Raw genomic sequence first — 13,639 nt, forward strand, 5'->3', positions numbered from 1 at the left:
GGCCTGGCTGACGGGGTGACGCTTGGGTGGGAAGAGTTGGTACGTTTACCCGGCTGGGTATGCTGGAAGCGTCCGACGAACCCACTCCTGGGAGGTCTGCAGCATGATGGTCGTCCTCTACGGGGCCCTGCTGGCCGTGGGGCTGGTACTGCTGGCCGTCACCGCGGTCCGGGTGCTTGCGGGGGGCCTCGCGGGTCCGGAGCGAGCGACGGTCACGCGGCCCGGACGGGGTGGGGCAGGCCTTCGGGTCCTCGACGAGCGCTACGCGGCCGGTGAGCTGAGTAACGAGGAGTACCAACGTCGACGCCGTGTTCTCGAAGGAGCCGACCGATGAAGCCGATCAGCCGCCGTGGGGCACTCACGATGGGCGGGCTCGGCCTGGTCGGAACCGCGGTCGGCGGTACCGGCCTGTGGCGCGAGCTGACCTCCTCGACCCTGGACCCGTCGGGTGGCGAGTCGTTCACGGAGCCGAAGGCGCTGCGCAGCCGCGATGGCCGGCTCCAGGCGCGGCTCGAGGCCGGACTCGGAACCCACGAGGTGGCGGGACGGCAGGCACGGACGATGGGCTACAACGGCGGGGTTCCCGGACCGACGCTGTGGTTGCGGCCCGGGGACACAGTGCAGCTGGACCTGGTCAATCGCCTGGATGAGGTCACCAACCTCCACGTGCACGGTCTGCACGTCTCTCCCGAGGGCCGTGGTGACAACGTCTTCCTCGCCGTCGAACCGGGACAGACGCAGAAGTACGAGTACCGGCTGCCGGACGATCACCCGCCTGGTACCTACTGGTACCACCCGCACCACCACGGCAACGTCGCCGATCAGGTCTTCGGCGGCCTGTACGGCGCGATCATCGTCGAGGACCCCGAGGAGGACCTCGACGTGGACCGGGAACGCGTGCTGGTGGTCTCCGACCTCACCCTGGACGCCGGTGGCTCACTGGTCACGCCGTCGATACAGGAGCAGATGATGGGCCGTCAGGGTGAGCTCGTCCTGGTCAACGGCCAGAGCGAGCCCCGCCTGCGGGCGCACGTGGGTGAGCGGGAGCGCTGGCGGGTGGTCAACGCGTGCACCTCTCGTTACCTCGTCCTCGAGATGTCCGGGCAGGAGCCGCGCGTCGTGGGTCGTGACGTGGGGCGACTCGCCGAGGACACGGCGCTTGGCGACGTTCTCCTGGCGCCCGGCAACCGACTGGACATGGTGGTGGACCCGGCTGCCGGCAGCGGCCGGCTCGTCGCGCGTCCCGTGGACCGGGGCGGGATGATGGGCGGGATGATGATGGACGGGGACGGCCCGGGGCCCGGGCAGGACGAGCCCCACACGCTGGCCCACCTCGAGGTCGGCCCCGGGGATGCCGTGAGCCGGGACATCCCTCGACGCAGGCCCCGGGACCTTCGGGGTGAGGAGGTGGCCCGACAGCGCACCCTCACCTTCCAGATGGGCATGGGTGGGATGATGGGTGGTGGAGGAGGTGGTCCGATGAGCTTCACCATCGACGGCCGGGAGTTCGACGCCGACCGTACCGACCAGCAGGTCCGCCTCGGCACGGTCGAGGAGTGGACCATCGGCAACGACAGCCCGCTCGACCACCCCTTCCATCTGCACGTCTGGCCGATGCAGCTGATCGAGGCCGACGGTCAGCAGGTGTCCGAACCGCTGTGGCTCGACGTGGTCAACGTCCCGGCCAGGGGCCGGATCAAGGTCCGGGTCGCCTTCGAGGACTTCGGCGGCAGGACCGTCTACCACTGCCACATCCTCGACCACGAGGACCGGGGCATGATGGGCACCGTCCGAGCCGACTGACGGTGATGCACACGAACTGTCCCGACGATCGCGAGAGGTGAGGACGATGATGGGCAACGGATGGGGCATGGGCATGATGTGGGTCTGGCCCCTGCTGATCGTCGGTGTCGTGGTCCTCGTCGTGTTCCTGCTGCGACAGTCCTCGGGGACTCCGGGCCCGGGCGGAGGGTCCGGTGAGTCGCCGAGGGGTGAGGGTGGCCGGAGTCGAGCGCGCGAGATCCTCGACGAACGCTACGCCCGCGGCGAGATCGATGATCAGGAGTACCACCAACGACTGCGACACCTCCGAGGCGATGTCGACGAGTAGCAGTTCCTGACGGCGCCCCGCCGCTGTCACCCCACCCGGCCGTCGAAGGCGGGGTGGTGGGTCGCGACGGCTCGGCCCGTCGTCAGGTGACCACCCAGGTAGCCACCGACTCCCGAGACGGCTGCGCCGAGGAGCGCCCATCGCGCCCCGGCGCCGTCGCGACCGCGTCGCCGGGCGACCCAGGAACCGGCATAGGCGCTGAGCGCAGCCGCGTTGACGACGGCGTGGACGAGGCCGACCCGCTTGTCGCGGGGGCCTGCCTCCGACCACTGGGCCCACCCGGTCCAGGCGGTTGGGCCGAAGGCGAGGATGCCGGTGCCGACGAGTGTCCGTGCCGGGGCCGACCACTGGCCGCGCCCGACGAGGTCGAGCACGCTCGAGGAGATCCACGTCCCGAGGACGACGTCGGTGAGCACGGGGTGGAGCGCATGACCGAGCCAGTCGCCGCGCAGGACCGCTCCCCGCGTCCCGGACCCGAAGGCGGTGCGGATGTGGGGCTCCAGTGCCTGCACCGGGCCGTCGAGCCCGGCGGCGTCCTCGAGCCGCTGGGTCCAGCGCACGATCGTGGGTGCAGCGGGGTGGGTGGCCATGCCTGCTCCTCGACGAGATGGGTGGTGCGACGTCATCGGCGCACTCGTCTCCACGGTGCTCCTCGGTGTGGGAAAGGGCAACCGCATGGGGAACACTTGCGGTGCTCGCGACCCCGCGTGCACACCTGCCGGACGACCCTCGGACGGTCAGGAGGGCGAGTTGGTCCGGGACCGCTTCGCCGACCCCGCTCCCGGTCGGTCGGCGCCGGCGATGACGGCCGCCGTCGCCCTGGCCGACGGGCCCACGCCGACCAGAGTGGCCGACGCGGGCCCCGTCCAGTCGCCGTAGCCCACGAGGAAGACCCGTGGGTCGTCCAGGGCTTGTGTCCCGGGGGTGCGGCCGACCGCGACCCGGCCGTCCTCGCCCCGCAGTCGCAGCGGACGCAAGTGGCGCAGAGCCGGGCGGAATCCGGTGCACCAGATCACGGTGTCCACCTCGCGACTCGAGCCGTCCGCCCAGACGAGGGCGTGCTCGGTGAGCTCGGCGAAGGCCGGATGGGCCTCGAGCACACCTCGATCGCGCGCCTGACGCACCGAGGGCACCATGACGATGTCGCCCAGCCCACCGATCCCCGGGTCCTCGCGCCCCTCCTGGAGCGCCTCGATGCGCCGACGTGCTGTGGCGAAGAGGGCGCGCCCGTCGAGGTCATCGGGCAAGAAGCGCGGTTCCCGGACGGTCACCCACACCGTGGTGGCCACCGTCGAGACCTCGGCGAGGACCTGGGCCGCGGAGTTGCCCCCGCCGACGATCGCGACCCGTTGCCCGGCGAAGTCCTCCGGCCGTCGGTACTGCGCCGCATGGAGCTGGCGACCCGTGAATCTCGCCATCCCCGGATAGGTCGGCCAGAAGGGCCGGGCCCAGGTCCCAGTGGTCGAGACCACGGTCTCGGTCGCGATCGTGCCTCCGGACCCGCGGACCAGCAGCCTTCGGGAGCCGTCGTCGGGGTCCTCGACCGCGGTGACCGTAAACGGACGTCGTACCTTCAGGTCGTACCGCTCCTCGTACCGGGTGAGGTAGTCCACGACATGGCGGGCGGGTGGGTATCCCTTCGCGGCGTCGTCCCACGGCGGCATGGGCCATCCGGGGAGGGCGGAGGCGCTGGCCGGGGAGAAGAGACGCAAGCCCTCCCACATGTGCCGCCACGCGCCCCCGGGCCGGTCGGCGGCGTCCAGGATGACGAAGTCGACACCGGGCTCCAGCCCGTAGCGCCGCAGGTAGAAGCCGGTGGCGAGCCCCGACTGGCCGGCGCCGACCACGACCGTCCGGACGGTGGCATCCGTCGAGGGAGACGTCATCGAAGTCCTCTCAGCGCGAAGGGCCACATGCTATCGACGGCTCAGGTCGGCGGGGCGGAGCGTGGTGGCAGATCAACCGACCGCATCATCAAGGCGCAGCACGTACGTGAACGCGACAGCAGCCGTGGAGATGTGGCCACTGTGGTCCGCGGTCCCGGATCGCCGGGCGATCGTGCAGAATCGCAGCCATGGTTCGAGTGCAAGAGGTCGTGCGACGTCCTGAGTTCACCACCGACCTGCTGCAGATCCTCAAGAGCATGGCCGCGGGCACGCTGGCGTGGTGGATCTCGGTCAGGATCCTCGACTCCTCGCTGGCCTTCCTGGCTCCGTGGACCGCGTTGCTGACCGTCCACGCCACGGTCCACCGCTCGCTCTCGCGCGGCGTCCAGACGACGATTGCGTCGACGGTCGGGGTCGGCCTGTCGTTTCTGATCGGTGCCTACCTCGGCGTGAGCGTGTGGACCTTCGCCCTGGCCCTGTTCGTCGGACTGGCCGGGGCCCGGATCTCGTGGATCCGCGACGAGGGAGTGGCGATCGCGACCACGGCGATCTTCGTCCTCGGCAGCGGCTTCACCGAGCAACAACCGCTGCTGCTCGACCGTCTCGTCGAGGTGGGCGTCGGTGTCGGTATCGGGATCGCGGTCAACCTGCTGGTCATCCCACCCCTGCGCGATCAGCAGGCTGCGCGCTACGTCGACAGCATCAATCGCCGGATGGGCGATGTCCTGGTCGACATGGCCGATGAGTTCGCGTCGTCGTGGGAGACCGACCAGGCCGACTCGTGGCGCCGTGAGACCGAGTCGATGACGCGTGAGCTCAACACCGCCTGGCAGTCCGTGAGGTTCGCTCGCGAGAGCAGGCTCGCGAATCCGCGGCAGCGACTGGGTCGAGGGGGCCCTGGGCGGGCGGTGGGCCGTGACGTCGGCTACGAGGAGATCCTGTCCCGCGTCGACGAGGGGATCTCACACCTGCGCCACCTCGCCCGCACCCTGCACGAGGCCGCATACGCGGAGGGTGCCTGGGACGAGCGGTTCCGCGAGCGCTGGACCCATATCGTCCGGGACGCGGGTCGGGCCATCGCCGATCCGGACGCGGACGTGGAGCCGGTCCACGACCGGCTGACCGCTCTGGCCAGGGAGATGTCCGACGACGCGGACCTGCCCAAGGAGTCCTGGCCGCTCTACGGCTCGCTCCTGTCGAGCATGCGGCACATCGCCGTCATCGTCGACGACGTCGCGTCGGACCGAGAGGCGCGCGAGGCATCCCACCGCACTCTGTCTCTCGGGAGTTAGAGCCGCAGCGGACGGGGTAGGTGCCTGCCACAGCGACGTCGCGACAGGAGTACCGCCATGATCGAAGCACCTGGAGCCCGACAGGTCCGCGGAGCCCGAGGATGAGCCGGGCCCGGACCGCCCTCGTCGCGGGTGCTTCACGCGGGCTCGGCCTGCTCGTGGCCCGCGAACTCGCCCACCGCGGGCTGGATGTGGCCATCTGCGCGCGTGACGCCGCAGAGCTGGAGCAGGCCGTGACCCAGCTCGCGGGCGAAGGCGCCGCGGTGCGGTCGTACGTCTGTGACGTCACGGACCGCGCGGCGGTCACCGACCTCGTGGCCCGTCTCGAGCGCGAGCACGGGCCCCTCGACGTCGCCATCCACGTCGCGGGCATCATCCAGGTCGGGCCGTTGGCCGCGATGACGGCCGACAGGTTCGACGAGGCGATCGACATCATGCTGCGCGGACCGATCAACCTGGCTCTCGCCGTCCTGCCCGGGATGAGGGATCGTGGCTTCGGCCGGATCGGGACGGTCACCTCGATCGGTGGCGTGGTCAGTGTCCCGCACCTGCTGCCCTACAGCGCTGCCAAGTTCGGAGCCGTCGGCTTCTCGCAGGGACTGTCGGCGGAGCTGGCGGGCACCGGCGTGACGTCGACGACCATCGTCCCGGGACTGATGCGGACCGGCTCCCACCTGCACGCCCAGTTCACCGGTGACGCCGGGGCCGAGTTCGCCTGGTTCGGCCCCGGGGCCTCGTTGCCGCTCGTCGCGATGGATGCCGACAAGGCGGCCCGACGGATGGTGCAGGGCGTCCTTGCGGGTGATCCGATGGTCACCCTGACGCCGATGGCACACATCGGCAGGCGGGTCGCGGGCCTGGCCCCGGCAACCACCACGCGCCTGATGGGCCTGGTCAACCGGGCGCTGCCCTCCGGGGCCGATGTCGACATCCATGAGGGGATGCACGCCCGGACCGGCCTGCGCACCGTGCCCCGGCGGGTCGTCGACACCCTGACGGTGATGGGTGATCGCGTCGCCCGCCGTACGAATGAGACCAAGCCCTCGCCATTCGTCGCGACGAGGACGGACACCCACGGACCGGGCGCTGCCCCCGACGCGTCCGATACCGGCGACGATCCACAGCACACGGACGGGATGAGCCCATGACTCGCTTCGAGTTCGCCTTCAGCCGTGCCTACCGCGCTGCCGGCCTGCCGTTCGGCGTGAACCCGAGGACGGCCTGGGCTGCGATCGACGGCGACCGGCTGTCAGTGCACTTCGGCCCGTGGCGCCTGCGAACCTCCTTGGACAACATCGCCAATGCCACCATCACCGGTGGCTTCGCCTTCATCAAGACGGCCGGTCCGGCGCACCTGTCCTTGGCGGACCGTGGCGTCACGTTCGCGACGAACGGGGAGCGTGCTGTGTGCCTGGAGTTCCACAGGCCCGTAACGGCGATCGACCCGATGGGCCTGATCACGCACCCCAACGCCACGCTCACCCCCTCCGATCCGGAGAGCTTCCTGGCCGCGCTGGGAGGGGATCTGCCCGAGGCGAGCTGACCGGGGCCATGGTCGCGAGTGCGGCGTCGCTTCGGTCCTGGGCCTCACGGTCGTGCGTGGACACCCAGGCCAGGAGCTCGTCGGCACCGGTCCGACGGATCAGTGCGCCGAGCTCGTCGAGGACCTCCTCTGCCGTGCCGTGGACGGCGCGGGCCAGGTGCTCGTCGACCGCGGCCTGCTGCCGGCCGGTGAGCGCCATCGCCGGCTGTGACCTCAGGGGTGGGAAGGCGCCGGTCGTGCGGGACTCCACCATGGCCCAGGCCTCCGGCAGCGCGAGCTCCCGGGCCCGCGCCGACGAGTCGGCGATCATCACGTCGGCGCTGACGAGGACGTACGGCTCCGGACAGGCAGGGCTCGGGACGAACCGATCGCGGTAGTCCCACAGCGGCGCGGCGTCGGCCCACACCACGGGCCCGCCCACGACCACGGGCAGGCCCCGCTCCGCCGCGACAGCCAGACCGGAGCCGGTGGCGAGGACGAAGACCGGAGGCGACGGCACCCCCTTCGGCATCGCGGTGACCGGGCCGGCGTCGTCGAGGAAGTCCACGAGGGCGGACAGGTCCTCGGCGAACTGCTCCGGCGGGTACGCGTGCACACCGAGGGCGTCGCGGACCGGCGCGGTGAATCCGAGCGACCGCCCGACCCCGAGGTCGACCCGACCCGGGTACAGGGCTGCGAGCATCCGGGCCTGCTCGGCGACGACGAGCGGTCGGTGGTTGGGCAGCATCACGCCGCCCGAGCCGACCCGGATGCGCTGCGTGCTGGCCGCGATCGCGGCCATCAGCAGCGGTGGGCTGCCGCTCGCGATACCCGGGACGGCGTGGTGCTCTGCCACCCAGAACCGGTGGAAGCCCAGCCCCTCCGCGCGCGCCGCGCGCTCGACCGTGGCCCGCAGGGCCGTACCACCCGGCTCGCCGGCCCGGGTCCGCGATCGGTCCAGCAGGGACACGGGGACGGACAGGGTCATCTCCCCGCGAGCTCCCCGACCATCGGCACCACGTCGGCGATCGAGTCGACCACCCACGTCGGGCGGAAGGGGTGCCGGGTCACCTCTTCGTGCCGCGTGACCCCGGAGAGCACCAGCGTCGAGCGCATGCCCGCCTCGATGCCCGCCACGATGTCGGTGTCCATCCGGTCCCCGACCATCACCGTGGTCTCGGAGTGCGCCTCGATGGCGTTGAGCGCCGAGCGCATCATCAGCGGGTTCGGCTTGCCGATGTAGTACGGCTGCACGCCCGTGGCGGCGGTGATCAGCGCCGCCACGGACCCGGTCGCGGGCATCGGCCCGTCCGGCGACGGCCCGGTCGTGTCCGGGTTGGTCGCGATGAACCGGGCACCGCCCAGCACGAGACGGATCGCCTGCGTGATCGAGGTGAAGGAGTAGGTGCGGGTCTCGCCGAGGACGACGAAGTCGGGATCGCGGTCGCTCATGACGAACCCCGCCTCGTGCAGCGCACCGGTGAGACCGAACTCGCCGATGACGAAGGCGGTGCCGCTGCCCCCTTCGCCCGTGGCCTGCTGGGAGAGGAACTGGGCGGTGGCCAGGGCCGAGGTCCAGATCCGCTCCTCGGGCACGGCGAGACCCGAGGTGAGGAGGCGGGCCCGCAGGTCCCGACGCGAGTAGATCGAGTTGTTGGTCAGCACGAGGTAGGGGCGGTCGAGCCGCTCCAGCTCGCTGAGGAACTGCGACGCACCCTCGATGGCCTGCTGCTCCCTCACGAGCACGCCGTCCATGTCGGTGAGCCAGCTGTCGACGGGCTGGTCGGTCATGACCACAGGCTAGAGGTCGGCGTCGGCTTCGTGCGCGGGGCTTCCGGATCACGGCCGGCGGCGCCGTGGGGCGCCGCGTTCCCACCAGTCGATCGGTGCGTCGCCGTCATCGATCCAGGAGGCCGTGAACTCGACATCGCCCCCAAGGTTGCAGAACTTCCACAGTTCCTTCGCGGACCGGCTGTACTGGAAGATCACCTCGTCGACCTCGAACGCATCGAGCTCGCCTGCGCGAAACCGGTCCACCGCATCACCGACATACCGAACCAGCTCGGCCAGATTCGTCTCGTGGTAGCGCGCAACCGCCTCGCGCGCAGCACGCCGCTCCGCCTTGCCCGACATCAGGGTCTCCTCGTCACGGCTCGAGCGGTGGCTGCGACGGCAGCATCGACACCGGTCATCAGGCGACTGGTCCGCGCTGACCCGGCGAGGAGCTCCAAGACGAAGAGCGTCGGGCTGGTAGCCGGAGGCAGCCAGTACACGGGGTGATCCGTGCGCCACCCGAGACGGGCGAGCAGGTCGCTGATCCTGCTTGACCAGTTCTCGGCGGGCGTGCCGCTGCCCACCACGGCCAGAGCGAGCCAGCCGGCGTCGTGGTCGATGTCCTTCGTCCCGAGCGGCAACCGCGACACGATGTGCCGCCACAGGGCGCGGTCATCATTGAGTACGCGCGCCCCCTTGACGGTCGGGGTCAACCGTCCCTTGCGCACGGTGACGAGGCCGAGGGCACGAGCGGTCTCGCGCACCTCCTGGACGGGCCAGGTGAGGTCCTCCCGGTTCGTCTTCCCGATGAACCACGCGGAGACACCGCTTCGTTCGGCGAATGTCTTGACGATCGCCGGCGGGAGGTATCCCGCCTGGGTGAGCTTCACCCCTGCGCCGATGGTCTCGAGGAAGACCCGGTAGGTCTCGGTGAGGCGAGCAGCGTCTTCATCGCTGATCTCGGGCGGCTCGTGCGAGATGGGGTGAGCGAGGACGTCCCGCAGGCTCCGGTCGCCCCGACGGTAGAGCCGGTCGACCATGGCACCGAGCTCTTCGGTCACCGCCGCGGGCTCGGCACTGACGATCGCCAGCGCGTCATTGGCCTCGTCGATGTCGAACTCGTCCGGGTGCCATCCCGGCGGCAGCCAACTGTGGCCGTGCTCGGAGTTCTCGAATCCCTGCGGCAGGAGCGCGTCGTCATGACCACTGCGGACCCACTGCGCGAGCTCGTCGTGGCCACCGATGCCGCCGCAGTCCTCAGGTGGGCAAGCCAGCCGGCCGCCCGTGCACCGTGGTTGCGAAGGGGGCGTGTCGAGCACCTCCTCGACCGTGAGCACGTGGTCCCAGTCGTCCCCGAAGTCGTACTCGTACCCGAGTCGATCACCCGTGCCCGCCACGAGCTGGTCCAGACGCACGTCGTCCTCCCGCACGCCGTCCTCGCCCTCGTCGAGGTCGATGCTGGTGACGAAGAAGGGTGATTGGCGATCGACACCCGTGCGGAACCGGTGCAGGTGGCTGTCGCTCCACCCCATGGCTGCTTGGATCACCTCGTGCAGGCGCGGCAGCGTCAGATCGCCGGGTAGCTCCAGGCGCCGCCACACCGGCGGCTTGGTGCCGCGCAGGTCGAGACGAACGCGGAAGCCTCGGGTGATGTCCGGAGCTGCGCGCACCTCCGGTTGGGGCTCCTCCAGCAGGTCCATCATCGGGGAGCGGCCGGCGTTGAGCAGATCCGTGAGCAGATCACGGCGATCGGCGGGTGACGATGTGCCCGCCAGCAGCTGGTCCACCAACTTCTTCGCGTCGTCCTCGGCCGTCATCTGACCAGTCAATCACTCGATGGACGGCGGCCAGAAGCACCGTGGTCACTGCTTTTGGCCCGCAAGCGCTCAGGTCGAGCAGGTAGGTGCTCGACGTCGACCGTGAGCGGCTGCCACTCGATCCCGGGGATCGACCGGATCGGCGCGTACGGGTCGGCTGCGTGGTTCCAGGCGACCTTGAGGTCGTCCTCGATCAGGGCACCGTCAGCAGGGTGCGCCCGGGTCGCCAGCTCACGGAGCCGTTCGACGTGGGTGAGCGTGACCGTGGTGGACCACGAGAGGGCACCCGAGGTGCCGGAATCGTCCACCACCTCGGACGTGATCTCCTTGATCCGGAAGGCGCCGGTCTCGATCAGGTCGTGCTGGCCGTCGGTGGCCCAGATCATCCCGGCGATCAGGTCGACGGAGCTGCCAGGCGTTTCCTCGTAGGCCGTGCCGATGTCTTCCTCGTCGGGGACAGGGCCGAGGTCGATGGAGACGGCGTTGCGCTCCGCGTCCTGTGCCGCTCGGTCGAGGGTGGCTGCGTCGATGATGGTGACCTCGGCGGTGACCGTGCGCACCCACGTCTCGCGGTTTCGCCCGCGGTGGGGACGTCGGCGTGGCGCCCGTGGCTCGGGTGCCGCCATGTCGAACAGGCCCGGCTCGTCGTTCTCCATGGGGCCGACCTTATGTGGTCGGGCAGGACGGTCGGCCCCCCTCTCAGTCCGTCGTCGGCAGCTCGAGGATCAGGTCGTCCCTCGGCCCCGGATCACCCCGCCCGTCGGTGTTGTTCGTCAGCACCCACAGCGCCCCCTCGGGCGTGGTCACGACGTCCCGCAGCCGGCCGTACTCACCGACGAAGCGCTCCGTGGACGAGTCCAGGTCATCGAGCGGGACCTGCCGCAGGCGCTCGCCGCGCAGGTTCGCGATGTGGATCGACCCATCGGCGACCGCGATCCCGCTCGGGCTGGCCTCGGCGGGCTCCCACTGCTGGACCGGGTCGACGTACTCCTCGCCCTCGCCGATGCCCTCGACCTCGGGCCAGCCGTAGTTGGCGCCGGCCTCGATGACGTTGAGCTCGTCCCAGGTGTTCTGCCCGAACTCGCTCGCGTACATCGTCCCCTCCTCGTCCCAGGCGATGCCCTGCGGGTTGCGGTGCCCGTAGCTGTGGACGAGCGACCCGTCGAAGGGGTTGTCGTCCGGCACGCTCCCGTCCGGCGTCATCCGCAGGATCTTCCCGCCCAGCGAGTCGAGGTCCTGGGCGTTCTCCCCGTCGCCGGCGTCGCCCGTGGTCGCGTAGAGCATCCCGTCGGGGCCGAAGGCGACCCGACCACCGTTGTGGACGGCTGCCGCCGGGATCCCGTCGAGGACCACCTCCGGCTCGCCGAGGCCGAGCGAACCCGCCTCGCCGGTCAGGTCGTGACGCAGGATCCGGTTGTCCGAGTCCGTCGTCAGGTACGCGTAGAGGATGCCGTCGCGGACTGCGACACCCAGCAGGCCCCCTTCGCCCCGGGCCTGTGCCGAGCGGACCGTCCCGACGACCCGGGAGGCGCCGGAGTCGTCGAGCTCGAGGACGTCGCCGGAGTCGCGCTCGCTCACCAATGCCGTCCCGTCGTGGAAGGCGACCGACCACGGCACGTCGAGCCCCTCCGCGACGGTCGTCGTCTCCGCACCGCCCCCCGTGGCGGCCGTGGGCGGAGAGGTCGTGGACGAGGAGCTCGCGGACGAGGAGCTCGTGGAGGAGGACGAAGGGGGTGCCCCACCGGACGTGCAGCCGGCCAGCAGGGCCGTGGTCAGGGCACCGACGGCCATGGCGGCACGTCCACGACGGGTCATGCCCCTACGGTGTCATCCTTCGGGGCCGAGCGGAACGGCCTCGGCAGGTCAGCGCGCCTGCCCCACCGACGCCGCGAGCCGGCGCACGGGAGCGAAGGTCAGCGCGAGAGTGAGTGCGGCCGTGATCGCCAGCAACCACAGGCCGATTGCGTAGGAGTCGGTCCGGCCGTAGACGTAGCCCATGATCAGCGGCGGGACGAACCCACCGAGACCGCCGGCGGCACCGACAAGGCCGGTGACACCACCGACGTGCGACGGCTCGGTCACCTGGGCGATGAGCGCGAAGACGGCACCGCTGCCCGCGCCGAGGGCGGCTGCCATCGCGAGGAACGCCACCGTCCCGCCGGCGTTGAGGGGCGGGTTGCCGGCGGCGATGGCGGCGCAGACGGCGGTGACCGCGTAGACGACGCCGAGGACGGGGATCGCCCCTACCTTGTCCGCCATGGCGCCACCGACCGGGCGCATCAGGACCGCGAGGACGACGAAGCCGGCCATCCGCAAGGATGCGTCAGCGGCGTCGAGGCCGTGCGCGGTGATGAGGTACGCGGGCAGGTACACCGAGAAGGCGACGTACCCACCGAAGGCGACGGAGTAGAGGATCCCGGCCTGCCAGGTCACCGGCAGGGCGATGTTGGCCCGCAGGCGCTGCATCATCGTGGTCGTCGGGGCCGTCCGCCCGGGGGAGTCGCGCATGATCAGCCACGCGGCGACGGCGTAGACGGCCAGCAGGACGGCCGTGACGACGAAGGGGAGGGCCTCCCCCATCTCGAACAGGGTGACCGTCGTGAGGGCGCTGATCGCGGTACCGCCCATGCCCCCGCCGAAGATGCCGATGGCCAGACCGCGCTTGGCCGGCGGGAACCACGCGTTGACGAAGGGCACCCCGATCGCGAAGACGGTGCCACCCAGACCCAGGAAGAAGCCGGCGATGAGCAGCAGGGCGTAGGAGTCGAGCGCGAAGAAGCCGATGAACAGGACCGGCAGGATCGTCAACGCCGACAGCGCGGGGAACATCAGCCGCCCGCCGAACCGGTCGGTGAGGGACCCGACGACGATGCGGCCGAGCGACCCGACGACGACCGGCACCGCGACGAGCATCGAGACGTCCAGCTCGCTCATCTCGCCGAGCCGACCGTTGTTGCGGAAGAGGGGGCCGAGCGGGCTGAGCAGGGCCCACGCCCAGAAGTTCACCGCGAAGCCGATCGTGGCCATCGCCAGCATCACCCACGGCGTCGAGGAACGGACCGCCGCCGTGGCCTGTGGAGTGCTCGTGCTCCTGTCACCTGTGGTCATGAGCGAACTCTCGCGCACGCCACGACGCTCCGTCCAATCCGGGCGTGGCGGACTTGATCCGGGTCAAGGAAGGGCCACGGGAGAGTCCGTAACTTCATCAGTGCCAGCCCGTGAGGGGCCGGTCACCGAGG

Annotated in this window: 15 protein-coding genes; 6 read left to right on the forward strand and 9 right to left on the reverse strand. The window is 70.7% G+C overall.

Annotated features, from left to right (window positions below; all coding sequences use genetic code 11):
* Positions 1–103: 103 nt before the first annotated feature.
* The 3 genes from O9K63_RS14735 to O9K63_RS14745 are packed head-to-tail and all read left to right on the forward strand — an operon-like array spanning position 104 to position 2,110.
* Positions 104–334 carry an SHOCT domain-containing protein gene (locus tag O9K63_RS14735; RefSeq protein ID WP_277239038.1) on the forward strand — a complete coding sequence of 77 codons (231 nt, stop codon included), beginning with the start codon at positions 104–106 and terminating at the stop codon, positions 332–334.
* Positions 331–1,803: a multicopper oxidase family protein gene (locus O9K63_RS14740; RefSeq protein WP_277239040.1), complete on the forward strand. Its 1,473-nt coding sequence runs from the start codon at positions 331–333 to the stop codon at positions 1,801–1,803. Before O9K63_RS14735 ends, O9K63_RS14740 begins: the two co-directional genes overlap by 4 nt.
* Positions 1,804–1,849: 46 nt before the next feature.
* Positions 1,850–2,110 carry an SHOCT domain-containing protein gene (locus O9K63_RS14745; RefSeq protein WP_277239041.1) on the forward strand — a complete coding sequence of 87 codons (261 nt, stop codon included), beginning with the start codon at positions 1,850–1,852 and terminating at the stop codon, positions 2,108–2,110.
* Positions 2,111–2,136: 26 nt separating this feature from the next.
* Here the strand turns inward: O9K63_RS14745 and O9K63_RS14750 are convergent, their stop codons facing one another.
* Together O9K63_RS14750 and O9K63_RS14755 are read right to left on the reverse strand one after the other, a co-directional pair.
* On the reverse strand, positions 2,137–2,700 hold the full coding sequence (locus O9K63_RS14750; protein ID WP_277239043.1) for a DUF2231 domain-containing protein: 564 nt from the start codon (positions 2,698–2,700) through the stop codon (positions 2,137–2,139).
* A gap of 147 nt (positions 2,701–2,847) precedes the next feature.
* Complete coding sequence (locus O9K63_RS14755; RefSeq protein ID WP_277239045.1) at positions 2,848–3,996, reverse strand: ArsO family NAD(P)H-dependent flavin-containing monooxygenase; 1,149 nt, start codon at positions 3,994–3,996, stop codon at positions 2,848–2,850.
* A gap of 188 nt (positions 3,997–4,184) precedes the next feature.
* Here O9K63_RS14755 and O9K63_RS14760 point away from each other — a divergent pair, with 188 nt between their 5' ends.
* From O9K63_RS14760 to O9K63_RS14770, 3 genes are all read left to right on the forward strand, one after another.
* Positions 4,185–5,288 carry an FUSC family protein gene (locus O9K63_RS14760; RefSeq protein WP_277239047.1) on the forward strand — a complete coding sequence of 368 codons (1,104 nt, stop codon included), beginning with the start codon at positions 4,185–4,187 and terminating at the stop codon, positions 5,286–5,288.
* A 101-nt stretch (positions 5,289–5,389) separates the two neighbouring features.
* The gene (locus tag O9K63_RS14765; RefSeq protein WP_277239049.1) at positions 5,390–6,436 is read left to right on the forward strand and encodes an SDR family NAD(P)-dependent oxidoreductase; all 1,047 of its coding nucleotides are present in this window, start codon (positions 5,390–5,392) and stop codon (positions 6,434–6,436) included.
* Entirely contained in the window at positions 6,433–6,831 is a 399-nt protein-coding gene (locus O9K63_RS14770; protein WP_277239051.1) for a hypothetical protein, read from the forward strand. The genes O9K63_RS14765 and O9K63_RS14770 overlap by 4 nt, the downstream gene beginning before the upstream one ends.
* Here O9K63_RS14770 and O9K63_RS14775 read toward each other — a convergent pair.
* The 7 genes from O9K63_RS14775 to O9K63_RS14805 are packed head-to-tail and all read right to left on the reverse strand — an operon-like array spanning position 6,767 to position 13,508.
* Positions 6,767–7,798, reverse strand: coding sequence for an MsnO8 family LLM class oxidoreductase (locus O9K63_RS14775; protein WP_277239052.1), 1,032 nt, complete (start codon positions 7,796–7,798; stop codon positions 6,767–6,769). The genes O9K63_RS14770 and O9K63_RS14775 overlap by 65 nt on opposite strands.
* Positions 7,795–8,601 carry an HAD-IIA family hydrolase gene (locus tag O9K63_RS14780; RefSeq protein ID WP_277239054.1) on the reverse strand — a complete coding sequence of 269 codons (807 nt, stop codon included), beginning with the start codon at positions 8,599–8,601 and terminating at the stop codon, positions 7,795–7,797. Before O9K63_RS14780 ends, O9K63_RS14775 begins: the two co-directional genes overlap by 4 nt.
* Before the next feature lie 48 nt (positions 8,602–8,649).
* On the reverse strand, positions 8,650–8,943 hold the full coding sequence (locus O9K63_RS14785; protein ID WP_277239055.1) for a hypothetical protein: 294 nt from the start codon (positions 8,941–8,943) through the stop codon (positions 8,650–8,652).
* Positions 8,943–10,400 (reverse strand): plasmid pRiA4b ORF-3 family protein, encoded by a 1,458-nt coding sequence (locus O9K63_RS14790; RefSeq protein ID WP_277239056.1) that lies wholly within the window; start codon positions 10,398–10,400, stop codon positions 8,943–8,945. Before O9K63_RS14790 ends, O9K63_RS14785 begins: the two co-directional genes overlap by 1 nt.
* A gap of 8 nt (positions 10,401–10,408) precedes the next feature.
* Entirely contained in the window at positions 10,409–11,056 is a 648-nt protein-coding gene (locus O9K63_RS14795; RefSeq protein ID WP_277239058.1) for a hypothetical protein, read from the reverse strand.
* 43 nt (positions 11,057–11,099) lie between these two features.
* Positions 11,100–12,215: a PQQ-dependent sugar dehydrogenase gene (locus O9K63_RS14800; RefSeq protein ID WP_277239060.1), complete on the reverse strand. Its 1,116-nt coding sequence runs from the start codon at positions 12,213–12,215 to the stop codon at positions 11,100–11,102.
* Between the two features lie 48 nt (positions 12,216–12,263).
* Complete coding sequence (locus tag O9K63_RS14805) at positions 12,264–13,508, reverse strand: MFS transporter (RefSeq protein WP_277239062.1); 1,245 nt, start codon at positions 13,506–13,508, stop codon at positions 12,264–12,266.
* Between the last annotated feature and the right edge of the window lie 131 nt (positions 13,509–13,639).

It is taken from the genome of Janibacter cremeus, assembly GCF_029395675.1.
Classification (GTDB): domain Bacteria; phylum Actinomycetota; class Actinomycetes; order Actinomycetales; family Dermatophilaceae; genus Janibacter; species Janibacter cremeus_A.